The sequence below is a fragment of the Flavobacterium sp. FlaQc-47 genome (genome assembly GCF_044006475.1).
Taxonomy (GTDB): domain Bacteria; phylum Bacteroidota; class Bacteroidia; order Flavobacteriales; family Flavobacteriaceae; genus Flavobacterium.
Map to the genome: position 1 here is coordinate 200,179 of NZ_JBIPCQ010000004.1, position 24,931 is coordinate 225,109.

Annotated in this window: 19 protein-coding genes; 16 read left to right on the forward strand and 3 right to left on the reverse strand. The window is 34.1% G+C overall.

All coding sequences use genetic code 11. From position 1 onward, the window contains the following. The first annotated feature begins 107 nt into the window (after positions 1-107). From ACHRVX_RS14115 to ACHRVX_RS14125, 3 genes are all read left to right on the forward strand, one after another. Positions 108-1,094 carry an aldo/keto reductase gene (locus ACHRVX_RS14115; RefSeq protein ID WP_395333248.1) on the forward strand — a complete coding sequence of 329 codons (987 nt, stop codon included), beginning with the start codon at positions 108-110 and terminating at the stop codon, positions 1,092-1,094. 369 nt (positions 1,095-1,463) lie between these two features. Further along, positions 1,464-2,066: an NAD(P)H-dependent oxidoreductase gene (locus ACHRVX_RS14120; protein WP_395333250.1), complete on the forward strand. Its 603-nt coding sequence runs from the start codon at positions 1,464-1,466 to the stop codon at positions 2,064-2,066. A gap of 19 nt (positions 2,067-2,085) precedes the next feature. Beyond that, a complete protein-coding gene (locus tag ACHRVX_RS14125; protein WP_395333252.1) occupies positions 2,086-2,364 on the forward strand; it encodes a putative quinol monooxygenase in 279 nt (92 codons plus the stop codon). An 87-nt stretch (positions 2,365-2,451) separates the two neighbouring features. Here ACHRVX_RS14125 and ACHRVX_RS14130 read toward each other — a convergent pair whose 3' ends face one another. Continuing rightward, positions 2,452-3,159 carry a class I SAM-dependent methyltransferase gene (locus ACHRVX_RS14130; protein ID WP_395333254.1) on the reverse strand — a complete coding sequence of 236 codons (708 nt, stop codon included), beginning with the start codon at positions 3,157-3,159 and terminating at the stop codon, positions 2,452-2,454. 328 nt (positions 3,160-3,487) lie between these two features. Here ACHRVX_RS14130 and ACHRVX_RS14135 point away from each other — a divergent pair, with 328 nt between their 5' ends. Together ACHRVX_RS14135 and ACHRVX_RS14140 are read left to right on the forward strand one after the other, a co-directional pair. Then, on the forward strand, positions 3,488-4,369 hold the full coding sequence (locus ACHRVX_RS14135) for a LysR family transcriptional regulator (RefSeq protein ID WP_395333256.1): 882 nt from the start codon (positions 3,488-3,490) through the stop codon (positions 4,367-4,369). 258 nt (positions 4,370-4,627) lie between these two features. Beyond that, positions 4,628-5,902: a DUF2130 domain-containing protein gene (locus ACHRVX_RS14140; protein WP_395333258.1), complete on the forward strand. Its 1,275-nt coding sequence runs from the start codon at positions 4,628-4,630 to the stop codon at positions 5,900-5,902. Positions 5,903-6,169: 267 nt separating this feature from the next. On the opposite strand, the gene ACHRVX_RS14145 is transcribed toward ACHRVX_RS14140, so the two are convergent. Further along, positions 6,170-6,952, reverse strand: coding sequence for an META domain-containing protein (locus tag ACHRVX_RS14145; protein WP_395333260.1), 783 nt, complete (start codon positions 6,950-6,952; stop codon positions 6,170-6,172). 266 nt (positions 6,953-7,218) lie between these two features. On the opposite strand from ACHRVX_RS14145, the gene nirB reads away from it, so the two are divergent. From nirB to ACHRVX_RS14185, 8 genes are all read left to right on the forward strand, one after another. After that, a complete protein-coding gene (gene nirB, locus ACHRVX_RS14150) occupies positions 7,219-9,732 on the forward strand; it encodes a nitrite reductase large subunit NirB (RefSeq protein ID WP_395333262.1) in 2,514 nt (837 codons plus the stop codon). A 196-nt stretch (positions 9,733-9,928) separates the two neighbouring features. Further along, the gene (gene nirD, locus ACHRVX_RS14155; RefSeq protein WP_395333264.1) at positions 9,929-10,306 is read left to right on the forward strand and encodes a nitrite reductase small subunit NirD; all 378 of its coding nucleotides are present in this window, start codon (positions 9,929-9,931) and stop codon (positions 10,304-10,306) included. A gap of 120 nt (positions 10,307-10,426) precedes the next feature. After that, on the forward strand, positions 10,427-11,011 hold the full coding sequence (locus tag ACHRVX_RS14160; RefSeq protein WP_395333266.1) for a DUF4202 domain-containing protein: 585 nt from the start codon (positions 10,427-10,429) through the stop codon (positions 11,009-11,011). Positions 11,012-11,038: 27 nt separating this feature from the next. After that, entirely contained in the window at positions 11,039-12,844 is a 1,806-nt protein-coding gene (locus ACHRVX_RS14165) for a type IV pili methyl-accepting chemotaxis transducer N-terminal domain-containing protein (protein WP_395333268.1), read from the forward strand. A gap of 203 nt (positions 12,845-13,047) precedes the next feature. Beyond that, a complete protein-coding gene (locus ACHRVX_RS14170) occupies positions 13,048-13,707 on the forward strand; it encodes a response regulator (protein WP_395333270.1) in 660 nt (219 codons plus the stop codon). A 94-nt stretch (positions 13,708-13,801) separates the two neighbouring features. Continuing rightward, positions 13,802-15,292 (forward strand): nitrate/nitrite transporter, encoded by a 1,491-nt coding sequence (locus ACHRVX_RS14175; RefSeq protein WP_395333272.1) that lies wholly within the window; start codon positions 13,802-13,804, stop codon positions 15,290-15,292. Between the two features lie 100 nt (positions 15,293-15,392). Then, the gene (locus tag ACHRVX_RS14180; protein ID WP_395333274.1) at positions 15,393-16,655 is read left to right on the forward strand and encodes an alginate export family protein; all 1,263 of its coding nucleotides are present in this window, start codon (positions 15,393-15,395) and stop codon (positions 16,653-16,655) included. Between the two features lie 165 nt (positions 16,656-16,820). Next, positions 16,821-17,444 carry a class I SAM-dependent methyltransferase gene (locus tag ACHRVX_RS14185; RefSeq protein ID WP_395333276.1) on the forward strand — a complete coding sequence of 208 codons (624 nt, stop codon included), beginning with the start codon at positions 16,821-16,823 and terminating at the stop codon, positions 17,442-17,444. Positions 17,445-17,592: 148 nt separating this feature from the next. On the opposite strand, the gene ACHRVX_RS14190 is transcribed toward ACHRVX_RS14185, so the two are convergent. Further along, on the reverse strand, positions 17,593-18,297 hold the full coding sequence (locus ACHRVX_RS14190) for a Crp/Fnr family transcriptional regulator (protein ID WP_395333278.1): 705 nt from the start codon (positions 18,295-18,297) through the stop codon (positions 17,593-17,595). A 185-nt stretch (positions 18,298-18,482) separates the two neighbouring features. Here ACHRVX_RS14190 and ACHRVX_RS14195 point away from each other — a divergent pair, with 185 nt between their 5' ends. From ACHRVX_RS14195 to ACHRVX_RS14205, 3 genes are all read left to right on the forward strand, one after another. After that, the gene (locus ACHRVX_RS14195; RefSeq protein ID WP_395333281.1) at positions 18,483-22,001 is read left to right on the forward strand and encodes a molybdopterin-dependent oxidoreductase; all 3,519 of its coding nucleotides are present in this window, start codon (positions 18,483-18,485) and stop codon (positions 21,999-22,001) included. A 318-nt stretch (positions 22,002-22,319) separates the two neighbouring features. Then, a complete protein-coding gene (locus ACHRVX_RS14200) occupies positions 22,320-23,750 on the forward strand; it encodes a rubredoxin (RefSeq protein WP_395333283.1) in 1,431 nt (476 codons plus the stop codon). 371 nt (positions 23,751-24,121) lie between these two features. Continuing rightward, a complete protein-coding gene (locus ACHRVX_RS14205) occupies positions 24,122-24,739 on the forward strand; it encodes a hypothetical protein (RefSeq protein WP_395333286.1) in 618 nt (205 codons plus the stop codon). Positions 24,740-24,931 lie beyond the last annotated feature (192 nt).

Here is a 24,931-nt window from a genome sequence, read left to right on the forward strand (position 1 = left end):
TAATTCGGCTACAAATTTACATAAAAAAGGCAAATATATACAACTTAATACTCTTAAAAACGGTATAATTTTGCCAAAGAAATTCTAAGCATTAAAAATATAAGATTATGGAATATAGAAAATTAGGCAATACTGAACTTGAATTATCAACTATTACATACGGTGCATTTGCCATTGGCGGAAACATGTGGGGCGGAAACGAAAAGAAAGATTCAATCGACTCCATTCACGCATCAATCGATCACGGCGTAACTACAATAGACACCGCTCCTTTTTACGGATTTGGTTTAAGCGAAGAAATGATTGGCGAAGCACTAAAATCTAAAGATCGTTCAAAAGTTCAACTATTAACAAAATTTGGTCTTGTTTGGGATGGAAGCAACAACAATAAAGGAGAATTCTTTTTTGATGCCGAAGACAACGGAAAGAAAATACCGGTTTATAAATACGCATCAAAAAGTAACATCATAAAAGAAGTCGAAGAAAGCCTGAAACGCCTACAAACCGATTATATCGATTTACTGCAAATTCACTGGCCAGACTCCACTACTCCAATTCACGAAACAATGGAAGCATTAAAAACCTTAATTCAACAAGGAAAAATCAGAGCAGCCGGAGTAAGTAATTATAGTGCAGAACAAATTCAGGAAGCACAAAAAACAATTCAATTAGCATCAAATCAGGTTCCGTTTAGTATGTTGAATCGTAAAATTGAAACCGATTTGACTCCACTTACGCTAAAAGAAAACATCGGAATCATTGCTTACAGCCCAATGGAAAGAGGCTTATTAACTGGGAAATATTTCACAAACAGCAAACTAAAAGACAACGACCACAGAAACGGATATTTCGGTCAGTTTGATCTTCAAAAAGTAAAAACTTTAGTCGAAGAATTGAGTTCATTAGCAAACGTAAAACACATTTCAATTTCGCAATTAGTTTTACGCTGGACCACTTTACAAAAAGGAATCACAATTGTTTTGGCCGGAGCCAGAAACGCAGAACAAGCCATTTCAAACACAAAAGCAATGGATTTTGATTTATCTGTTTCAGAATTAGATTTTATCAATCAGGCTATTGCGAAAGTAAAATGATTTATTTAACCACATAGAAACATAGCCAATAAGAATGTAAAAAGGCGTTTCACTTGTATTAACACACATAGTGCACAATCTTGTCATTTCGACGGAGGAGAAATCTTCACGAGAAACTCGACAAAGATTAACAAATCTATGTGTTAGAAACAAGTTTCTTTTCGCATCCTCCAAAGACAAAGTAAAACCTATGTTTCTATGTGTTTAAAATTCTACGCAATAAATAAAAAACAATAAAAATAATTTGGGTGTGACCCGCAGAAAAAGCGGGTCGGGCTATCCGTTGCAATCTTTTATGCCGAACCCCGGCACAAAAGGATTTCCACTTCTATCCCTCACACTCACAAATACATAAGAACATTTACAATTATGAAGAAAATATTTATTATCAACGGAAGTCAAAATTTCGCACATTCCGGCGGAAAATTCAACGAAACCGTTACCAATTGGACAATCGAATACTTAACCAACAGCAAACAATTCGAAATTAAAACAACCGACATCAAACAAGATTTTGACCTTGATAAAGAAGTCGAGAAATTTGTTTGGGCAGATGTTATAGTATATCACACACCTGTTTGGTGGTTTCAGCTACCCAACCAATTCAAAAAATACATCGACGACGTTTTCACAGCAGGACACAACAAAGGTATTTACAAAAGCGACGGAAGAACCAGAACAAATCCCGACATCAATTACGGAACCGGAGGACAATTACACGGACGTAAATACATGTTAACCACAAGCTGGAATGCACCCGCAACAGCCTTCACTCTTCCGGGAGAATTCTTTGAAGAAACCTCTGTAGATGACGGAGCAATGTTTGGTTTCCATAAAATGAATAAATTTACAGGGATGGAAAAACTGGATGGTTTTCATTTCCATGATGTTGAAAAAGGTGCCACTGCCGAAAACATTGATATCTTTAAGGAAAATTACACCACGCACTTAGAAAAAACTTTTAACTTCTAACATTTAACTTTTCACAATTATGATTTCAATTACAGCAATATTCAAAAGTAGACCAGAAAATAAAGAACAACTACAAAGCATGTTAGATTATTTGGTGACCGAAACCAGAAAAGAAGCTGCCTGTGAACGTTATGACCTTCACGCAGCAGAAAATGTTTTTATAATTTGGGAAGAATGGAAAGATCAGCCAGGACTTGATATTCACAATAATCAGCCTTATTTAAAAGATTTTATTACTAAAAGTGAAAGTTTAGTATCTGAACCTGCTCAAGTATACAAAACAGTTCAGATTTTATAATTTTTTTTAGCCACGAATTTCACAAATTTTCACGAATTAAATTTTAAGTTTCAAATATGAAAATTCGTAAAAATTCGTGGCAAACTATTATTTAATTCCGCCAAAAGCACCAAAACACATATTCTTGTGCAAAATTTCTACGCTTTTAAAACCCAGTTTCTTCATTAAATCCAGTTGGTAATTCATGGATCTTGGCGTATCTTCTTTCTCAACATAATCCAAAACTTTCTGGCGATATTCTGCGCCGCCAATTCCCTCTAAATAATCACCATAACGTTGCCATGTATATTCATTCAATAATTCAGTATCCTGCGTAATCAAATCCGAAATCATAAAACAACCGCCTGGTTTTAATAATTTGAATATTTTGGTAAAAGTTGTTTCCCAATCCTGATTATCACGCAAATGATGCAAAACGGCTCCAGCCAAAATAATATCAAAATGATTCTCCGGTAAATCAACGTTACGAATATCGCCATGCTTCACTTCTACCCTTCCGTTTGTTTCCTTTGATACTCTTTCAAAAGCCCTTTCAAGCATTGGCAAACTCAAATCGACCAAAGTACAATTCAAATTTGGTACTTTCGAAAGCATTTTTAAAGTATAATTTCCGGCTCCACAGCCAATATCCAAAACATTCACCGCATCAGGAACAATTCTTTTTGAAGCTTCCGTAATTAATTCTAAAGAAATTGTAGCATCAATTGTAGCAACTTGCCCCGTTTCTAAATTCGAAAATCGTTCGACATCATTATCAAAACGTTCTCTGATTTCTTCAATAGTTGATTTTTTCATAACCTTTTTTTTTGTTTTTCGGCCCACGGATGATACGGATTTAACTGGTTTACACGGATTTATTTTTTATAATCTGTATTTGTTTTTGCTATAGATTAAAGGATTAGCACAGATTATTTTTAGCGTAATCAAAATTAAATTTTAAAATCATTTTAAATCCCTTAATCTATTGCATTAACTTCTTTTCCATTCAATAAAATAAAAAAACCTGTGTAAACCAGTTAAATCCGCGTCATCCGTGGGCCATATATTTTTTTGTAAAACTAACTCTTTGATATATACTTCAAAAATACTTATTTTGTCAATTATCAATACTTAATAGGTATTCATGGAATTACGTCACTTAAAATATTTTTTGGCTGTCGCCGAAGAATTAAACTTTACTAAAGCCGCTGAGAAACTTTATATCTCCCAACCTCCTCTGAGCCGACAAATCATCGAATTAGAAAATGAAATTCAGGCGAAACTTTTCATCCGAAACAATAAAAAAGTAGAACTAACCGAAGCTGGAAAATATCTTGAAAAAGAAGTACGGGAACTTTTTCAGCATCTGGAACGCATTTCAATCAAAACCCGGAAAATTGCCCAAAATGTTTCGGGAGATTTTAGAATCGCTTACATCAGTTCCATTTATTCAAGCGTAATTTCAGATTTAATAAAACATCTTAAAGTAGAATTTCCGTACGTTAATTTCAAGCTATTTGAAGTTTCTACAACCAAACAAATCGCAGCTTTGGAACAAGGAAAAATCGAATTGGGAATTATTCGGTCACCCATAAAATCTCCTAAAATCAAAGCACAAGTATGGTTTAAAGACGGATTTTCTGTTGTCTATCACAAAGGTACCATTCAAATAAAATCCGAAGAAGACATTCCTAATCTGAAAAATGAAACCTTTGTGTTTTTTAATAAAGATTATGCGCCTCATTATCACGAAGTTTTATTGCAAATTTGCGCGTTTTATGGCTTTGAGCCAAAAGTAGTTCACGAATCAAACAATATTAATTCGATTGTACAATTGGTCAAAAACGGTTTAGGAATTTCGATTGTACCGTCTAATATTGCCAAGAACAATCAGGATAATGAAATAGGTTTTGTTGAATTAAAAAAAGTCAATTTATTTAAAGATGTATCCTTAATTACTTCAAAAGAAGACAGTTCTGAAATCACGAAATCTGCTGTTGCCTTTTTATTGAATTTTAAAAAATAATTTATAAGAATTTAATGCTCAGCTTTAACTTAAAGAGAATCTCGCATTTTATCATAGAATGCGAGATTATTTTTCAAATTACGGTAGTCCGTAAAAATCAAAAACTCAAAGCAATTAAATTGCACATTATAAACAGAACAATTAGCGAAAATTCGTGGCAAAAAAGTTACAATTTATCACAAGTAAATTTCCTGAAAAGAACGAACTTTTAAATACCTTAGCGGATTATTACAATACATAAAAAAAAACTCAATAAAAATGGCGGAGCAATCTTCAATTCAGTGCCCAAATTGCGGAACAACTATCGATGTAAATGACATTTTAAAGCATCAGTTAGAAGATAATATTCGTAAAGAATACCAACAAAAAGCCAATGCTCAAACTCGGGAACTGGAACTTAAAAATGAGCAATTCGAAAAAGCTAAATCTGAATTTGAAGCCAAAAAGAAACAGGAAAACGAGCTTTTTGCAGAACGTTTAGACCGTGAAAAAAAGGTTGCTGAAAAGGAAATTACCGAAAAACTAAAAACAAAACTCGACGAAGAAAATAAAGATCGTTTGCTTTCAATGGAAAAAGAACTTTCTGAGAAATCCGAAAAACTTCGTGAACTTAATAAAATGACTGGCGAAATTGCAAAATTACAGCGTGAAAAACTGGAAATGAAAGAAGCAATCGAAGCCGAAGCACAAAAACAACTCAACGCCACTTTAGTTTTAGAACGTGATAAAATCCGTAAACAGGAAGAAGAAAAAAACGAGCTGAAAATAAAAGAATACCAAAAACAATCCGACGATCAAAAAAAGCTGATCGAAGAAATGAAACGCAAACAGGAACAAGGTTCTATGCAATTGCAAGGCGAAGTAATGGAATTGGCAATTGAGGAATGGCTTGCCAATAATTTTCCTTTAGATACGATTGATGAAATTAAAAAAGGCGCAAATGGCGCTGATTGTCTCCAGATTGTAAATACTCGTGAGTTACAAAATTGCGGATCTATTTATTATGAAAGCAAGCGTACAAAAGCTTTTCAGCCTGCATGGATTGAAAAATTCAAAAATGATATTAGAACTAAAAGAGCCAATATTGGAGTTTTAGTAACCGAAGTTATGCCTGCCGGAATGGACAGGATGGGAATGCGTGACGGAATCTGGATTTGCACTTATGAAGAATTTAAAGGTTTAAGTGCCGTATTGCGTCAATCGTTAATTCAGGTAAGTCAGGCAGTTCAGGCACAGGAAAACAAAGGGGATAAAATGTCGATGTTGTATGATTTTTTAACGAGCAACGAATTTCGTTTGCAGATTGAAGGAATTGTAGAAGGTTTCACCCAAATGCAAGGCGATCTTGATGCCGAAAAAAGAGCCATGCAGCGTATCTGGAAACAACGCGAAAAACAAATTGAAAAAGTAGTTCACAATACTTTAGGAATGTACGGATCAATTCGTGGTATTGCCGGAAATGCAGTTCAAACTGTCAGAGCTTTGGAACTTGACTTTATTGAAGATGAAGAAGATCCTAAGGAATTGGAATAGCAATGTGAAATGGCACACGGATTTTACGGATTCACTAAAGCGAAAACGCAGATTTACACGGATTTCTTATTGTTTTTTTTAAACTGAACGAAGTCGAAATGTCAAACTGAACGAAGTTGAACTTTAAAACTATGCGATATTAAATTGTCTAACTGAGTTAAGTCAAATTGTTAAACTTAGCGATATTGAATTGTCAGACTTGACCAAACGAATTTGTCAGACTGAGCGAAGTCGAAGTCCCCTCAAATAGATTTTTAAGACTGCAAATCAATCTACTTTTCTAAAAACCAAAATCTTTCCGGAAGGATTTGAAAGCGTTAGTCGGTTATCACCAATGGAATACGTCGTTGTACTTTGAAGTGCTTTTGTAAATTCACCTTCTTTATTACCGGGCGCGCAAGCCATTCTGGTTGAAATAACCTGGGTAAATCGGAGTACATCTTTTTCATAAAAAATGCTGCCGCTAACAGCATTACAACCTCCATAACCCATAAATTTATTTTCGGCAGAATTAATTTCTATTCTAGGCAATTCTCTTTGAAAATCGGTTATAAAAACTTTAAATCCGTTTAGTTCTTCTAAAACCCAAATATCATGAAGTCGATAATCCGTATTATAATTACCACATCCGGTTATTTTTTTTAATTCAAGTTCTGAATTATTCTTGATTTCAATTGAAACTTTATAAGGAGAAATTGCTCCGGACATTGAATTCTGACATTCTAATTGTTGAATTGAAATTGTTGCACTCGATGTCTCATTACTAACTTTATACATTTTTATATTGGCATCCATCGCTTTTATCGCTTCACTTGCAGGAAAAATAAGTTTTTCTTTCCCGGCAATTAATGAGGTAAACTCAATGTTTTCTGTTCCCATTTTTAGTGCCCAAAATGGTTCGTTTCCGGTTGCGGTAAAATAGTATTTCATTTGATCTTCCTGAGTTCCGTATTCAGAAGTAGTCCCTTTTGTATCTGAAATTTTGCCGGCTGTAGATTTACAACCTACTATCAATGACAGTACTAGCAAAAATGAAAGTAATTTTTTCATAGAATTTATGTTAAGAATATTTCATTTGAATAAAACACATGTAAAATTCTTATGAATTTACGACATTTTTTCGAAATTCTTATTTAGAATCTTTTCAAATTTATACTAATCATAATTTTAATTATTATATCAAACCTGCACTACGTAAAAGATTACGATAAATAACGTAATTAACTTTGGCTTTCTTTTATAAAAAATATTCTATATACGTATTTTTATAAGTACAAATACTTATATTTGCGTAGTAATATTTAATTAAAGAAATCATGATAAGAGTAATAGTAGTTGGAAACGGCATGGTTGGTTATAAATTTTGCGAAAAATTCATTGCAAAATCAGGACAGGAAAAGTATCAGATTACCGTTTTTGGCGAAGAGCCGAGACGAGCCTACGACCGTGTTCACTTAAGTGAATACTTTGGAGGAAAAACGGCAGATGATTTATCACTTTGTACCAGCGAATGGTATACTGAAAATAATATTACTCTAAACACTTCTGAATTAATTACAGATATTAATCGAAAAGAAAAAACAATACATACACATTTAGAAAAAACCCATACGTATGATTACTTAGTTCTTGCAACGGGATCTTCTGCTTTTGTACCACCAATTGATGGCGTTGAAAAAGAAGGTGTTTTTGTCTACAGGACTATTGAAGATCTGGATGCTATTATGGTCTACGCCAAAAAAATAAAACAAAAAGGTGCTACAGAAGCTGCCGTTTTAGGCGGTGGTTTACTAGGTCTTGAAGCTGCGAAAGCTGTTCGGGATTTAGGACTAAATCCGCATGTGGTAGAATTTGCTCCGCGTTTGATGCCGAGACAATTAGACAAAGGCGCCAGCGATATGCTGCAATCTAAAATAGAGGAATTAAACATTGGCATTCATCTTAACAAAGCCACACAATATATCGACGGGACAACATGTATAACGGGAATGATGTTTGCCAATGACGAATTGTTAAAAGTAGACATGTTGGTTATTTCTGCCGGAATTAAACCTCGTGACGAATTAGCACGGGTTTCAGGACTTGAGGTCGGTTTAAGAGGCGGTGTTGTGGTAAACAATCAGATGCAAACATCAGATCCTTCGATTTTTGCTATTGGTGAAGTAGCGCTTTACAATCAAAATATTTACGGACTCGTTGCTCCGGGTTACGAAATGGCCGATGTTGCTGCCGAGCAAATATTGAAGGGTACAAAAACAATGAGAGAGGCCATCGATATGTCAACACAATTAAAATTAATTGGTGTTGAAGTGGCGAGTTTTGGTGATCCTTTTGTCGAAAATAATGATGTAACAGCAATTATTTATGAAAATAAATTAAGTGGCATTTACAAAAGAATTAACGTTACCAAAGATTCTAAAACTTTATTGGGCGGAATTTTGGTTGGAGATTCCAGCGACTACAATTCTCTTTTTCAGATTTTTAGCAATGCTATGGCGTTGCCAAAAAATCCCGAGGATTTGATTTTGGGTTCGCGCGATGGTTCTGAAGGTGCTAGTTTAGGCAGCGTTCTTGATATACCTGATACCGCAGTAATTTGTTCTTGCGAAAATGTTACAAAAGGCGCAATCTGTTGTTCACTTTTAGATGAAACCTGCTCTAATTTTTCAGATGTTGTCAAACATACCAAAGCTACTTCTGGTTGTGGAGGCTGTAAACCAATGGTTTCTGATTTGGTAAAAGCTACTCAAAAATCTCTTGGAAAAGAAGTCAAAGATGTTATTTGCGAGCATTTTAGTTATACTCGTCAGGAATTATTCGATTTAGTAAAAATCAATAAATACGAGAATTTCTACGATGTAATTGATCATCACGGCAAAGGCGACGGTTGCGAAGTTTGCAAACCTGTTGTTGCATCGATTTTTTCCAGTATTTATAATGATACCGCCAATAAACATGTAACAACACAAGATACAAACGATAGATTTCTGGCTAATATTCAAAGAAACGGAACGTATTCTGTAGTTCCAAGAGTTGCCGGAGGCGAAATTACGGCTGAAAAACTAATCGTAATTGGCGAAGTAGCCAAACAATTTGATTTATATACCAAAATAACCGGAGCACAAAGAGTTGATTTATTTGGCGCACATTTGAGTGATTTGCCAAAAATCTGGAAAATTTTAATTGATAATGGTTTCGAAAGCGGTCACGCTTACGGAAAATCGCTTCGTGCCGTAAAAAGCTGCGTTGGAAATGCCTGGTGCCGTTACGGAATGGACGACAGTGCCGGATTTGCCATAGAACTCGAAAACAGATACAAAGGAATTCGTTCTCCTCATAAATTAAAAGGCGGAGTTTCGGCCTGTATTCGCGAATGTGCAGAAGCCAGAGGTAAAGATTTTGGATTGATTGCGGTTGAAGGTGGATGGAATTTATACATCGCAGGAAACGGTGGTGCAAACCCAAAACACGCCGTTTTATTAGCCGAAAAAATTGATAAAGAAACCGTTATCAAATATCTGGATCGCTTTTTAATGTACTATATCCGCACCGCTGGTCCGTTAATCAGAACTGCAACCTGGTTAGAAAAACTTGACGGAGGTTTAGAATATTTAAAAGAAGTAATCATCGAAGACAGCCTGGGAATTTGTCAAACCCTTGAAGCCGAAATGCAAACTCTGGTAAATACTTTTGAATGCGAATGGAAACAAGTTCTTGAAAAACCAAGATTACTAAAACGCTTCAACCACTTTGTAAACTCTGAAGAAAAAGATGACAATGTTGTTTTTGTTCCGTTACGAGATCAAAAAGCACCAAAAGCGTGGTCTTAGCTTTATAAATAATTATTTAAACACATAGAAACATAGCTTTTGAGTGACTAAAAAAGGCGTTTCACTTAATTTAAACAAACATAGCTATGAGTGAGAAACTAGTTTCTTTTTAATAAACTTTTGTTTACGAGATAAAAATCTATGTTCCTATGTGTTAAAAAAATAAGTTCCAAAAAAAAACAAAAAATATATCAAAATGGAAGAAATCTTAAATCAATACGAAACAGTTCATCCAAACGATGCAACAATTTGGTTCAAAGCCGGAAAAACAGAAGATTTCCCCACCAATCGCGGCGGCTGCATTAAGTACAAAAACAAACAAATTGCCATTTTTAATTTCGCTCGTCGTAACGAATGGTACGCGTGTCAAAATGCCTGTCCGCATAAAATGGAAATGGTTTTGGCAAGAGGAATGACAGGATCAACAGATGATATCCCGAAAATTGCCTGCCCGATGCATAAAAAAACTTTTTCATTAGTTGACGGTTCTAACTTAAATGGTGATGATTTTAAAATTGCAACATATCCAATTAAAGTTGTTGAAGACGAAGTGTTTGTTGGTTTTGTAGATTAGAAAAAATGTAAGATGTGAAATGTGAAAAATGAACGGAGTGTCATGATTTTTACATTTCACATCTCACATTAGACTTTTCTACTAATTACGTATATTTGAAAATCTATTATCTTACCAACAATGACAACACCTTTTCAAAAAGCAAGCGAGTGGATTGATGCTGAAAACGCTCAGGATCCAAATATCGAAACTGATCAAAATACCGAATATCCAAAGGAATTATTGTATTCCAACAGGATGTACGAAAGGTTGATGCAGTTTGAACCCGAAGCTTCAGAACAAGTTCAGATTGCCTCAAAAGCACAACACATTTGCCGATGGAAAGTAGCACGCGAATCCTATCCAATGGATCGTGTTGGTTATTTGAGATGGAGAGAAGATCTTAAAAAATTTCACGCCAAAACTACTTCCGAAATCTTAGAAAAAGCAGGATACAATCAGGATTTCATTGATAGGGTTTCTTTTTTAATCGAAAAGAAATTATTGAAGAAAGATGCCGAAACCCAATTGCTGGAGGATATAATATGCCTCGTATTTCTGGAATATTATCTGGATCCTTTTGTACACAAACACGATGATGAAAAACTAAAAAATATCATCAAAAAAACCTGGGATAAAATGTCTGATAAAGGACATCAGGAAGCCTTGAAAATTAATTATTCTGAAGAAAACTTAAACTTAATAAAAGCATCTTTAGGTTTATAATTAGTTTTTAAGAAAATATCACTTATAATGAAAAAAAGCAATCAGGAAGCTGCAGATAAAATTACTTTCAAAAATTTACGCCGTTGGTATTTTTTTGCACTTTGGACCATTGCTATAACGGTTATTTTAAGCCAGATTTTAGTTCAGTACAATTTAAACCAGCAATTAAGCGATTCTAAAATTATCAATATTTCCGGCAAACAAAGAATGCTGAGCCAGAAAATTGTCAAGGAAGTTTTGATTTTACATTATGTTACTGATACGGCTTCATCCAAACAAATTTCGCATTTAAAGAACGTTTTAAAACTTTGGAAAACGACTCAGAATGCACTTGAAAATGGCAGCGATAGTTTGGCCTTTCCAAAAGAAAAAAGCGAAACACTTCGTAAATTATATTCTCAAATCAATCCCATTTTCAATAATATTACTCAGGCAACAGATTTGTTTCTTTTGAATTTAAAACAAAAAAACAAACACACTGATAATCAAAAACTGGTACAAACTATTCTAAATAATGAAGGGGATTTTCTTTTGAGAATGAATCAGATTGTTAGTCAGTATGATCTTGAAGCCCACGAAAAAGTTACGGAACAACGCAAAATAGAATATTGGATTTTTACCTTTACCCTATTTGTTTTATTATTGGAGTTTTTCTTTATTTTTAAACCAACAAATAAAAAAATTGAAAAACTTATTGCCAAGCTTTTAGCTTCTGAAAAAAAAGCTTTAAAACTCGCATATGATACTGAAGTTATCAGCGAAATAAAGGAAAACTCCGTTAAAGAGTTAAAGTCCCTGAATTATGCCATGGAAAATACGTTGCTGTATTGCCGTATTGCGCCAGATGGTTCAATTATTCATATAGGAGAAAAATTTGCCAAACTTATAAATTATACGAGATTTTCATCGAATAAAAAATTCTCAGAAGTTGTAACAACAGACGAAAAAGAGCAGCTCAATATTGACCGCATTATTTTTGAAAAACAAAGAAGTGGCTGGACCGGCGAAATTAAAATAGTCAATAAGGAAGCCCAAACTTTCTGGCTGGATTTATCAATGGTTCCCGTAACCATCAAAAAAGACGAATCAGAACTTTTAATTATTTGTTTCAATATTACGGAACGTAAAAAAGCACAGCGCGAAGTAGAACGTCTGAATATCGAAAACAGCACAGAAAAAATTAATCAGCAAAAAATAATTTCAAGCAAAATTGTTGAAAATCAAGAAAACGAACAAAACCGAATCGCAAAAGAAATTCACGACGGAATTGGGCAAATGCTTACCGGTTTAAAGTTTAGCCTGGAAAGCATCAATTTAGATGACAAAGAAAAATCGGCACAAAAAATTGACTATTTAAAGAAATTATCACTCGATATTATCAAAGGAGTCCGCACGGCAACTTTCAATTTAATGCCTCCGGAATTAAGCGATCATGGCATTGTTCCGTCACTTGCAAAACTCACGCAGGAACTTTCCAAACTTACCGGAAAAGAAATTCTGTTTTACAATAAAACCGATTTCAATCAACGTTTAGATTCTTTAATCGAAATTAACATTTACCGCCTAACGCAGGAAGCTATCAATAATGCCATAAAATACGCCGAATCATCACATATTATTGTACAGCTCTCCCACAGCAATACATTGTTAAGTGTTATTATTGACGATAACGGGAAAGGTTTTGATATTAAAGCAGTTGATAAAAAACGAAACAGCGAATCCGGAATGGGCTTATTGTTTATGAAAGAAAGAATTCAATACATTAATGGTCGCGTATTTATCAATTCGATTATAGATGAAGGAACAAGAATTACTTTTAATATTCCTATCTAAATAAGGGAAATTCCAAAATTTATCAGAATAATTAAAGGTAAAGCTAATGAGTTGTCGATTTTTTAATGAATTTTTAATATTCGCTTTAACATTGGAATTTGGAATTTCAGAAATTTGGAATTTAAAATCTAAAAATTACGTATCTTAGCATCTTCTTTATAGATGAATATACGTAAAAAATTAGCATTAAAATTAAGTAAACCATGAGTAATAGCATTCGAGTAGTTCTGGCAGATGATCATGTATTTGTAAGAGACGGAATTAAATCTTTACTGGAAAACGAGGCTAACATCGAGGTTGTAGGCGAAGCTATTGATGGAGCCGATGCTCTTGAAGTTATCGCATCAAGCAATCCTGATTTACTTATAGCAGATATTCGTATGCCTAACTTAACAGGCATTGAGCTGGTAGAAAAACTTAGAAGCGAAAATAATAACGTAAAAATCATCATGCTTTCGATGCACGAATCTGAGGAGTATGTTTTGAAATCAATCAAAGCCGGAGCCGATGGTTATTTATTAAAAGGTTCAAGCAAAGAAGAATTTCTAAAAGCATTGCATACCGTAGCTGCGGGCGGTAAGTATTTTAGCGGAGACATTTCTTCTATACTAATAAGTCAATTAACCAACTCATCAAACTCATTTGAACCTAAGCAAAATTTAGGCGAAGAAATGATGATTACCAAAAGAGAAAAAGAAATCCTTACGCTCTTATTATCCGGAAAAGGAAATAAAGAAATCGCTGAAGCCCTTGAAATAAGTAAGCGTACAGCAGAAGTTCACCGTTTCAATTTAATGAAAAAATTAAAAGTAAAGAACCTGATGGAACTGTCTAACAAAGCCACAGAATTTTCACTATTATAAATTACGTATAAATACTTATTTTTTTTTCAAAAACTGCGTTTTAGCATCTTTTAGCTAAGTTATAGTACTTATTTTTATCAAAAAATAAAGTAATATGAAAACTACAAACCCATTATCACAATCACACAAAATTTTATTTTTAAACACATTAGCTTTTACAGTGTGTTTTGCCTGCTGGACATTGAACGGTGTTTTAGTCACGTTTTTAGTCGATAACGGAATCTTCCACTGGAGTGTTGTTCAGGTGGGTTGGTTACTTGGTATCCCAATTCTGACTGGTTCTGTAATGCGTTTACCAATAGGTATTCTCACAGATAAATTTGGAGGTAAATATGTTTTTTCACTTTTACTGCTGCTCAGTTCTATTCCGCTATTTTTATTGCCGTATGCCGATAGCTTTTTTATGTTTGCAGTATTAAGTTTCTTTTTTGGAATGGTAGGTACCAGTTTTGCTGTAGGAATTGGCTATACTTCAATTTGGTATCCAAAAGAATGGCAAGGACGCGCTCTGGGAATTTTCGGAATGGGCAATGCGGGTGCAGCAATAACCACTTTTTTAGCACCTTCATTACTAAATCATTTCTCAACAGAAGATCCTCAAAATGGATGGAAAATACTTCCTGTCATTTACGCTGTGGCTTTAGTAATTATTGGAATTGCCTTTTTAATTTTCGCTACAAATAAAAAGCTGGAAAACAATACCAAAACCGTTTCTCAAATGTTACAATCATTAAAATCTGCCAGAGTTTGGCGTTTTGGAGCGTATTACTTTTTAGTCTTTGGCTGTTTTGTAGCCTATTCACAATGGCTTTTACCCAATTTTATGAATGTTTATCAAACAAGTTTAGTAATGGGCGGATTATTTGCTACACTTTTTAGTTTGCCTTCCGGAGTTATCAGAGCTTTTGGAGGTTATTTGTCTGATAAATTTGGAGCAAGAAAAGTGATGTACTGGGTGTTAAGTTCTTCGGTTGTTTTAAGCGCGTTGTTAATGATTCCAAAAATGGAAATTACAACAACCGGACCAGGTGTTTTAGCCACTAAAAAAGGAACTGTAACTTCGGTATCAAACGAGAATATTAAAGTTGGAAATACAGATTTTGCAATAGCTCAAAAGAATGAAAATGAGAATGAAAATGAGAATGAAAATGCCATTTTTCCAACTAAAACTTCATGGCAGCAAGTTGTAGTGCAGCAAAATCAGACCGTCAAGAAAAAAGAATTACTTGCTAAAGGCATTACAGTTATTAAATTTGATGCTAATATGTGGGTTTTCCTTATATTGGTCATCCTTATAGGAATCTCTTGGGGAATAGGAAAAGCAGCCGTTTACAAACATATTCCAGAATATTTCCCTACCGAAGTTGGAGTTGTTGGCGGAATGGTAGGAATGATTGGCGGATTAGGCGGTTTTTTTGGTCCGATAATTTTTGGATATTTGCTGACTTCAACAGGAATCTGGTCTAGTTCATGGATTTTTATTTTAGTTTTTTCTATTATTTGTTTGATTTGGATGCATTACACGATAACAAAAATGATGAACGAAAAGCAGCCTAATTTATCTAAACTAATTGATACACAATAATGTCCACAAAAACCAAAAAAAAATATTAAATTCGTATGATTTTTATCACAAAATAAAAATTTTCAATAGTTTACATTTGCCTCATAATAAACAATCAATCATGAAAAAAATTACAATAATTGCTTTATTACTTTTAGGAGGAATTGCTCACGTTGAAGCACAAGAATTAGATGTTAATTTGCAAATTAGACCGCGTTTTGAATATAGAAACGGATATAAGACGCTTATTCCGTACGGTACAGAAAGTACTTCGCAAATCTCACAACGTTCCCGATTAAATTTCAATTATAAACAGGAAGATTTAACTGTCAAATTAACGTTACAAAATACAAGAACCTGGGGTGATGTTATTCCTACCGCGACAAAAGATCAAAATGGAGTTGCTGTTTTTGAAGCCTGGGCACAATATGATTTTACAAAAAAATGGAGTGCCAGAATGGGGCGTCAGGTACTTTCATACGATAATCAGCGTATTTTGGGTGAACAAGACTGGGGAACGCAGGCACAAAGTCATGATGCGTTAACAGTAAGTTTTCATCCGGAAAACCATCAATTAGATTTGGGAATTGCCTATAACTCAGATGCTGAAAATACTTTTCAAACTCCTTATACAGTAGCCAATTATAAAGCAATGCAATATGCATGGTATCATACTACTTTTGACAAAGTAGGCGCAAGTTTATTATTACTGAATACCGGTTATGAATATGCGAATCTACAATCAAAATTATTAGTTGACTATAAGCAAACTTTTGGAACTTACTTAACCTATAAAACCGATAAAATTGACACTAACTTGAGTGCTTACGGTCAAACCGGGAAAAACGCGAATAAACAAGTTAGTGCATGGAATGCCGCATTAAATTTTGGATATAATATAACAAATTCATTTAAAGCAGGCTTAGGGTATGAATTTTTATCAGGAAAAGATTCAAATGACAAAAGTACTGTCGTAAAATCATTCAATCCTTTATTTGGAACAAATCATGCTTTTAATGGTTACATGGATTATTTTTATGTAGGCGGAGGCCATCTAAACAACGTTGGTTTACAAGATGCTTTTTTAAAATTAAATTACAACGTTAACAAATGGCAGTTTGCTTTGATGCCTCACGTATTTTTAGCTGCTGCTGATGTAGTTACTCCTTTAAATGAAAAAATGGATTCATATCTTGGAACTGAAATCGATGCCACTTTTGGCTATAATTTCAAAAAAGATATTGTAGTTAGCGGAGGTTACTCTCAAATGTTTGGTTCTAAAACTATGGAATTCATCAAAGCTCCGGGAGATGCTGGTCACACTAACAATTGGGCGTGGTTAATGATTTCTGTAAATCCAAGAATATTTAGCTGGAAGAAATAGATTTTTTCTAAAATATATATTTATAATTTACCCTTTTTTTGTTTAGAAAAAAGGGTGTTTTTTTTTTTGTTTTATGGCGAAGACTTTTATTTTCTAATTGGGTATATTTGATTAAAAAAGAGAATGTTTTTTTCTCTTCAAGAATTATATTATACAAACAAAATCATGAACAACGCCTGGACAAACAGATGGGATGATCGCTACAGCAAAGAAGAATTTGCTTATGGCGAAGACCCAAACAATTATTTCAGAGAACAGATAGAAAAACTAAATCCCGGATCAATTTTATTTCCAGCTGAAGGTGAAGGACGAAATGCTGTTTATGCCGCCAAATTAGGCTGGGAAGTTGCTGCTTTTGATATTAGTGCCGAAGGAAAAAACAAAGCCCTTAAACTTGCCGAAGCAAATAACGTTTCAATTGATTATCAGGTTGGAGAATTAGAAACGCTTGATTATCAAACAGAACAATTTGATGCCATTGCTTTGATTTACGCCCATTTTCCGGCAGCAATTAAATCAGATATTCATAAAACTTTAGCAACTTATTTACGCAAAGGTGGTATTATTATTTTTGAAGCCTTTAGCAAAAAGCATTTAGAATATCTGGCAATAAATGATAAAGTTGGCGGTCCAAAAGATATAGAATCCCTCTTTTCTATTGAAGAAATACAATCTGATTTTCCAGATTATGAGATTATCACATTAGAAGAAAAAGAAATTGAATTGAACGAGGGTTTGTTCCATAACGGAAAAGGCTCGGTAATTCGATTTGTGGGCAGAAAAATATAGTATTCTTACAATCATTTTAACACATAGAGACATAGCTCAACTTTCTTTAAAAGGCATTTCATTTTTACAAAACACACATAGCTATGTTTTAAAAATTAAGATTTCCCTCAACATATTAAAAAAACCTATTCTTCTATGTGTTAGAAATTTAAAAATATTTATGTTCCATAATTTCAGAACGTAATTCCGACATATTCAGTATCCCAATTTTTTTACCAACCGTTTTTATCAGCATTTCTTTTTTAAGATTAGAAATAACCCGAATTGCCTGTTCTTCGGTAGTTCCTGCAAAATCTGCAATCTCCTTTCTTGAAAGTTCAATATCTATTAAGTCATTTATTTGTCCAAATTTTCGATGAATGTACAATAGCAAATCTATCACACGTTCCCGCACATTCATGTGAGCAATTTTTCTAATATTGTTTTCACTTTTATTCAATTCATCCGCATAAAACAGCATTAATGCATACGTAAATTCAGGAACATTGTGCAAAATCTCAAACATAGTTGCATTGCTAAAATTACACAAAACAGTATCCTCTAATGCAGATGCACTAATTAAGTATTTTTTACTGGTCCCGAATCCGCGAAAACCTATTGTGTCTCCGTTTTTAGTTAACCGCACAATTTGTTCACGTCCGTTAATTCCTGTTTTTATTGTTTTTACTTTTCCGCTGCAAATAAAATAAAGTCCCTGAATCGAATCTCCTTCGGTAATAAACTGATTGGATTTTTTGCAAACAAAACTCTCTTTTTTTACAACATATTGCTTCATCTTTTCTAAATGTAAATGTCTTTTGATAAAACAATTTTCATTGAGACAACTATAACAAATTGGCTGATCTTCTTTCATGAGTTATAATTATTTGCAGTTAAAAAACTAATTTGTTGTTCCTCATTTATTTTGATCAAAAATAGAAAAATAAATTTAAAAATTAAGTATTATTACGTATAAATACTTATTTTTGTTTTAGATGAATAAGTGAATTATCTAGATTGGAAACAGAATTGATTAGTAGTACTTAAAAAAAAGTGTAGATGCAAAATTCCAAAATTAAAACTACGTGTTCCTATTGTGGCGTTGGCTGTGGTATAATCGTAACCAAAGACGCTAAGAATGGCGTTATGGTAACGGGCGACAAAGACCATCCTGTCAATAAAGGAATGTTATGTTCTAAAGGAATGAATTTGCACTACGTAGTCAACGATACATCTGACAGGATTTTATATCCGGAAATGCGAGGCAGTAAATCCTATCCGCTGGAACGCGTAAGTTGGGATACAGCATTAGATCGTGCTGCTGCAGTTTTTACTTCTATTATTAAAAAACACGGGCCAGACAGTGTTGGCTTTTATATCTCGGGCCAATGCTTAACCGAAGAATATTATCTGGTAAACAAACTTGTAAAAGGTTTTTTGAAAACCAATAATATCGATACCAATTCCAGACTTTGCATGAGTTCTGCGGTCGTAGGTTACAAAAAAACTTTCGGCGAAGATTCGGTTCCAATTGCTTATGATGATATTGAACTTGCAGATACTTTCCTTATTACAGGCGCAAACCCGGCTTGGTGTCATCCGATTTTATTTAGAAGAATCGAAAAACACAAAGAGAAAAACCCGAAAATAAAAATTATCGTTATTGATCCAAGACGTACAGATACAGCTGCTTTCGCCGATTTGCATTTGCAAATTATTCCGGGATCAGATATTATTTTATATCACGCAATTGCCAAACGCATTATCGAAAAAGGCTACGTAGATCATGATTTTGTAAAGAATCATGCCGAAAATTTCAAACAATACAAAGACTTGGTTTTAAGTACTTCGTTAGAAAAAGCGTCTAAGATTTGCGGAATTTCGGTCAACGATATCAAACTTGCGGCAGATATTATTGGCAAAGCAAAAGGATTTATCTCGCTTTGGGCAATGGGATTGAACCAAAGTGCTGTTGGCGTAGATAAAAACACCGCTTTACTAAATTTGTCTTTGTTAACAGGACAAATTGGGAAACCAGGTTCAGGACCATTTTCGTTAACCGGACAGCCCAATGCTATGGGCGGAAGAGAAGTGGGCGGAATGGCAACACTTTTAGCGGCGCACAAAGACATTGCAAATCCGGAACATCGAAAAGAAGTGGCTGATTTTTGGGGCGTTGATGAAATCTCAGACAAGCCCGGATTAACTGCGACAGAAATGTTTGATGCATTAGAATCAGGTAAAATGAAAGCGGTCTGGATTATCTGTACCAATCCTTTAGTGAGTTTACCGGATTCACGCCGAATTGAAAAAGCTTTACAAAATGCCAAATTCGTTGTCGTTCAGGATATTTCGCACAATGCGAATACCTCAAAATATGCCGATTTATTATTACCTGCTGCCGGTTGGTTAGAAAAAGAAGGCACCATGACCAATTCAGAACGCCGCATTTCTTATTTACCTAAAGGAATAAATGCTCCCGGTGAAGCACTTTCAGACATTGAAATTTTAATTCGCTTTGCTAAAAAAATGAATTTCAACGGATTCAATTTCAATAGTGCCGAAGAAATTTACAAGGAACATTGCGCGCTGACAAAAAATACAAACATCGATATTTCATTCTTAAATTATCACCGACTAAAAACCGAAGGAACTTTTCAATGGCCCGTTCCTGATTACGGACATCCGGGAACTCCCCGCCTTTTTACCGATAAAAAATTCTATACGCCGTCACAAAAAGCGATTTTCAGTTTGCCAACAGCTATTGAAAATACTTCGGAACAACCAAGTCCTCAATTTCCTTTCATTTTAACCACAGGAAGAGTTCGCGACCAATGGCATACAATGACAAAAACAGGAAAAGTGTCGCGATTAATGACGCATACACCAAGTCCGGTTTTAGAAATCAACCCAATTGATGCTTTCAAAAATGATATAAAAAATGGCGATATTGTCGTAGTAGCGAGTAAAAATGGGGAAGTTCGGGTAAAAGCAAAAGTGACAGATTCAATAAAAGAAAAAGTAGTTTTTCTGCCAATTCACTGGGGAAAACAACTCGAAAATGATTTGAACCGAACCAATAATTTAACCAATACTGTTGTTGATCCCGTTTCAAAAGAACCTGATTTTAAATACACTACGGTTAATATTAGTAAATATGTAAAACCTTTCCAGAAAATCGCAATCATTGGCGCAGGAGCAGCAGCTTTTCGATTCATTCAAAATTACAGGGAGTTCAATTCTACAGATGAAATTATAGTTTTTTCGAATGAAGTGAATCCGTTTTACAATCGTGTATTACTTCCGGAATATATGACAGGAGAATTTACCTGGGAACAATTGCTAAAAGTCAAAGATGGCGAGGCCTTAAACAAGCTAAAAATTACCATGAAAGCGGGCATCGCCATTACTAAAATTGATTCTAATAAAAAAACAATAACGGATAATTTAGGCGAAACTCATCATTTTGATTCTTTAATTATGGCGACAGGAAGTCGGCCTTTTGTTCCTGAAAATGCGCAACTTCATCTACCCGGTCGTTTTACAGTACGCCGAAAAGAAGATGCAGATCGTTTAAAAAAGCATCTTGACAGCACAAATTTACCTCCGGAAGAGCAACATGTTGTTATTATTGGCGGTGGATTATTAGGATTAGAATTAGCGGCGGCTTTAAAACATAAAAAAGTTAAAACAACCATTATTCAAAGAGCTTCCCGATTGATGGAACGACAATTGGATAGAATTTCAAGTAAATTACTGGCCGAGGAAGTTCAGCTTCGGGACATTCAGATTTATTTTGATAATGAAGTCAGTACGGTTTTTGAAACAGATAATCCACACGAAATAGAAATTGCTTTAAAAAGTGGCCGAATCATTATGGCAAATGCCATTGTGTACACAATTGGAACAATTCCTAATATTGAAATTGCCCGTGAAAGCGGACTTGCCTGCGGTCGTGGCGTAAAAGTCAATCAGTATTTACAAACTTCAAATCCAGATATTTTTGCCATTGGAGAAATCGCCGAATTCAATAATAAATTATTCGGAATCACTTCTGCTGCCGAAGAACAAGCTGATATTCTGGCTAACTTTTTAGCGGGCGATATTAGCAGTTTTTACAAAGGTTCTATTTTAATGAATATTCTAAAGCTTGAAGATATTAATTTGTGCAGCATTGGCGATATTGAAATTCCTGAAAATGACGATTCATATGAAGAAATCATTTTTGCAGATTTGAAAAAAAGATATTACAAAAAATGCATTGTAAAAGATGATCTCCTGGTTGGAGCAATTTTAATGGGAGATAAAAATGAGTTTGCCGAATTCAAAACCATGATCGAAAGCAAAATCGAATTATCAGACAAACGAAATTTATTACTAAGAGGAAGTTCAACAGCAAAACCTGTTCTAGGAAAATTAGTGTGTTCCTGCAGTCAGGTTGGAGCCGGAAACCTCGAAGAAACCATTAAAAGCGGTGTAAATAATTTTACTGATTTATGCAAAAACACCGGCGCAGGATTAGGCTGCGGAAGCTGCAAAACAGAGGTTAAAGAGATATTGGCAAAGTGCAAAATATAGTTTCAAGTTTGTTTTGTTTCATGTTTGTTTTGTTTCATGTTTCAAGTTACTTTACTATGAACATAAATTTTACCGCAGAGTGCACAAAGGTTTTTCGCAAAGTTTCGCAAAGATTATTACGCTTAATAAGTAGTCAAAGTTCGCAAAGCTTTGGGAGAAGATTTTGACGCATAGCTTTGTGGACTTTTTTCGATAGAAAACAAACTTTACATACAGCATATAAAACTTTGCGAAAAACCTTTGAAACTTTGCGGTTAAATAAACACAATCCAACAACCTGAAACAAAATAAACATGAAACCTGAAACAAAATAAAAAAATGGAACTAACAAGACTTATAGTAAAAGGAGGCGTTATTTCGCCGGGAGAATTGAAAGAAGTTGTAAATATGGCTATGGATCAGGGTCTGGATTCTATTTCCTTTGGTTCAAGACAGGATATTATTTTCCCAAAAGGGTTTCAAATTTTGGATAAAGAAATAACAGGCAAACATCATTTTGTTTTTCCAGAACAAAAAAGCGGTAATAATATTGTTTCCTCCTATATTGCTACAGATATTTTCAGAAATACCAATTGGCTTACGGGCAATAAGTTTTTATATCTTTTAGAACAATTTAAAGAACAGCCAAGACTAAAAGTAAACATTACTGATCCTAAGCAACAATTGGTTCCGCTGTTTACCGGACATCTTAATTTTATCGCTTCGGAGCACGAAGATTACTGGTATTTGTACATTCGTTTGCCCAATTGGGAGCGTATGGAAGTTTATCCCGCTTTAATTTATAGCTGGGATATTGCTAAATTTTATTATGAAATTGAAAAGATAACTACAGAAGAATCTATTGGCATCGATGTGATATTTGCGCTTGTCAGCGAAACTTTAGATACCAATAATCGAACAATTGATAAACCATTGAATATTCCGTTTTATCCTTTTCCGTATTACGAAGGCATGAATAGAATGGGAATTGACCAATATTGGCTCGGTTTATACTGGAGAAATAATTTATACGATTTAGAGTTTCTAAAAGAAATATGCGATTTATGTTTTGACTGTAAAATTGGAAAAATATGTATTACGCCATGGAAATCTTTTATTATAAAAGGAATCCCCAAAGATCGAAAACTGGAATGGGAGAAGTTTTTAGGTAAACGAGGAATCAACGTTCGCCATTCTCTATTAGAACTAAACTGGCATTTGCCTGTAGCCATGGATTGGGCGCTAAATCTTAAAACATATCTTGTTCGAACACTTGATCAGTTTGACATCAGTACTTACGGATTAACTTTTGGTTTATCTGAATACAATCGCAATGGACATTATTTTACTTCGATTGTAGTCGAAAAAAATGATTTACCCAAAGATTTGGCTTCTATTAAAATCAGGGATACCTATAATATTTTGTTTGCAAAGAATTTCGATCCTAATACACGCGAGTATATTGTGCATTCACAAGATATTGATAAACTCGAATTACCCACAATACTAATTGAATTAAGCCGAAAATATTTCGATGAAATCGGAACTTCTGTTACCGAAACAACAGAAGATCTTCAGAAAAAAGAAAAACCGCAATTGAATATTTACCAATGTCAGGAATGCCTAACGCTTTACAAATCAGAATATGGAGATGAAAGTCAGGGAATTCCAAAAGGTATTTCATTCACCAATTTACCTGAAAGTTATTGTTGTTCTCTATGCGAAGCACCAAAAAACAACTTTAAGATTCTTGAAATTGTCGTTAATTAAGGATTAATTTATTGATTTTTTAAGGAGCTATTTCCGGCTCTCCGCTTTATCTTTTATTTTTTAAAGAAAAAAACAAAAGGATGCCGCTTCGATCCGGGCTAGGACATTAGTTTTCAATAAATCTTTTTAAAATTAGCATTTTTACCATTTCATTTTATCAGGTAATTACTGTATTTCGCCGCATAATTGTTAAGAGATTTTAGTATTTAAAATTCACTAAAAACTTAATTCGCTAAAAATAAATAGCTTAACTTTTATTTATATTGAAAAACTTAACATTGGCGGATTTGTTTAATGGTTATCTTTACTTAACTGTTAATTAACAATTTAGTTACATTGTTAACGAAATCCTTATCAAAAGCGCAATTATTATGGAAAACAACAACGAAGAAATTACCCCAAAAGTCGATTCAACAACACCTGAAAATAGTCAGCCAGCTTCAGAAAATAAAACAGAAGTAAATACACCGCCTTTAAAAACCCCAGTTCGTAAAGCTCCGGTTAAGCCAGTAACAACTGTGCCGCCAAAATCAACAACAAAAACTCCAGCTGCAACTACAGTAAAAAGTGCTGCTACTACTCCTGACAAAGGAGCCAGAACTGCTCCGGCAAGAAAAGTAACTCCGGCTGCTATCGAAAAAACAGAAGAAATATCAACTCCAAAAGTAATTATAGGAGAGCCTAAAAAAGAAAAAAAACTAAAAAGTAAATCCAAGGATACTACTGGAATAACAGAAATAAATAATAAAGATAAAAAGAAGAAAAAAGTGAAAGACAAAGACAAGGAAAAAGAGAAAAAGAAATTAGCTAAGAAAAAAGATCAGGCTAAAAAAGACAAAAAGAAAGAAAAAGCTAAAAAAGCAAAACAAAAAGCTACTGCTAAGAAAAAAGAAAAAGCAAAAAAAGCTAAGGATAAAGCGAAAGCTAAAAAAATAGCAAAAAAGAAAGCAAAGTCTCAAAAAAAGGCAAAAGCTAAAAAGAAGAAATAATTAATAAAGAAAGGTTTGACTTATAGTTGAACCTTTTTTTATGCGTCCTAGTCATTGCGACGAACGAAGCAATCTCACTAGATTATTCTACAACTTCTGTGTAATCCCTACGGGATATTTACGCTGGTTTGATATTCTTTCCTACCGACATTTAACTCCTAACGGAGTATTTGCAGACATTTAAATGTTAAA

Excerpts from the sequence above, each read along its gene's own strand:
- ACHRVX_RS14200 (WP_395333283.1), top strand. The coding sequence starts at position 22,320 with ATGGAACTAACAAGACTTATAGTAAAAGGAGGCGTTATTTCGCCGGGA.
- ACHRVX_RS14145 (WP_395333260.1), bottom strand. The coding sequence starts at position 6,952 with ATGAAAAAATTACTTTCATTTTTGCTAGTACTGTCATTGATAGTAGGT.
- ACHRVX_RS14130 (WP_395333254.1), bottom strand. The coding sequence starts at position 3,159 with ATGAAAAAATCAACTATTGAAGAAATCAGAGAACGTTTTGATAATGAT.
- ACHRVX_RS14165 (WP_395333268.1), top strand. The coding sequence starts at position 11,039 with ATGAAAAAAAGCAATCAGGAAGCTGCAGATAAAATTACTTTCAAAAAT.
- nirD (WP_395333264.1), top strand. The coding sequence starts at position 9,929 with ATGGAAGAAATCTTAAATCAATACGAAACAGTTCATCCAAACGATGCA.
- ACHRVX_RS14190 (WP_395333278.1), bottom strand. The coding sequence starts at position 18,297 with ATGAAAGAAGATCAGCCAATTTGTTATAGTTGTCTCAATGAAAATTGT.
- ACHRVX_RS14205 (WP_395333286.1), top strand. The coding sequence starts at position 24,122 with ATGGAAAACAACAACGAAGAAATTACCCCAAAAGTCGATTCAACAACA.
- nirB (WP_395333262.1), top strand. The coding sequence starts at position 7,219 with ATGATAAGAGTAATAGTAGTTGGAAACGGCATGGTTGGTTATAAATTT.
- ACHRVX_RS14175 (WP_395333272.1), top strand. The coding sequence starts at position 13,802 with ATGAAAACTACAAACCCATTATCACAATCACACAAAATTTTATTTTTA.
- ACHRVX_RS14135 (WP_395333256.1), top strand. The coding sequence starts at position 3,488 with ATGGAATTACGTCACTTAAAATATTTTTTGGCTGTCGCCGAAGAATTA.
- ACHRVX_RS14180 (WP_395333274.1), top strand. The coding sequence starts at position 15,393 with ATGAAAAAAATTACAATAATTGCTTTATTACTTTTAGGAGGAATTGCT.
- ACHRVX_RS14160 (WP_395333266.1), top strand. The coding sequence starts at position 10,427 with ATGACAACACCTTTTCAAAAAGCAAGCGAGTGGATTGATGCTGAAAAC.
- ACHRVX_RS14140 (WP_395333258.1), top strand. The coding sequence starts at position 4,628 with ATGGCGGAGCAATCTTCAATTCAGTGCCCAAATTGCGGAACAACTATC.
- ACHRVX_RS14125 (WP_395333252.1), top strand. The coding sequence starts at position 2,086 with ATGATTTCAATTACAGCAATATTCAAAAGTAGACCAGAAAATAAAGAA.
- ACHRVX_RS14120 (WP_395333250.1), top strand. The coding sequence starts at position 1,464 with ATGAAGAAAATATTTATTATCAACGGAAGTCAAAATTTCGCACATTCC.
- ACHRVX_RS14185 (WP_395333276.1), top strand. The coding sequence starts at position 16,821 with ATGAACAACGCCTGGACAAACAGATGGGATGATCGCTACAGCAAAGAA.
- ACHRVX_RS14115 (WP_395333248.1), top strand. The coding sequence starts at position 108 with ATGGAATATAGAAAATTAGGCAATACTGAACTTGAATTATCAACTATT.
- ACHRVX_RS14170 (WP_395333270.1), top strand. The coding sequence starts at position 13,048 with ATGAGTAATAGCATTCGAGTAGTTCTGGCAGATGATCATGTATTTGTA.
- ACHRVX_RS14195 (WP_395333281.1), top strand. The coding sequence starts at position 18,483 with ATGCAAAATTCCAAAATTAAAACTACGTGTTCCTATTGTGGCGTTGGC.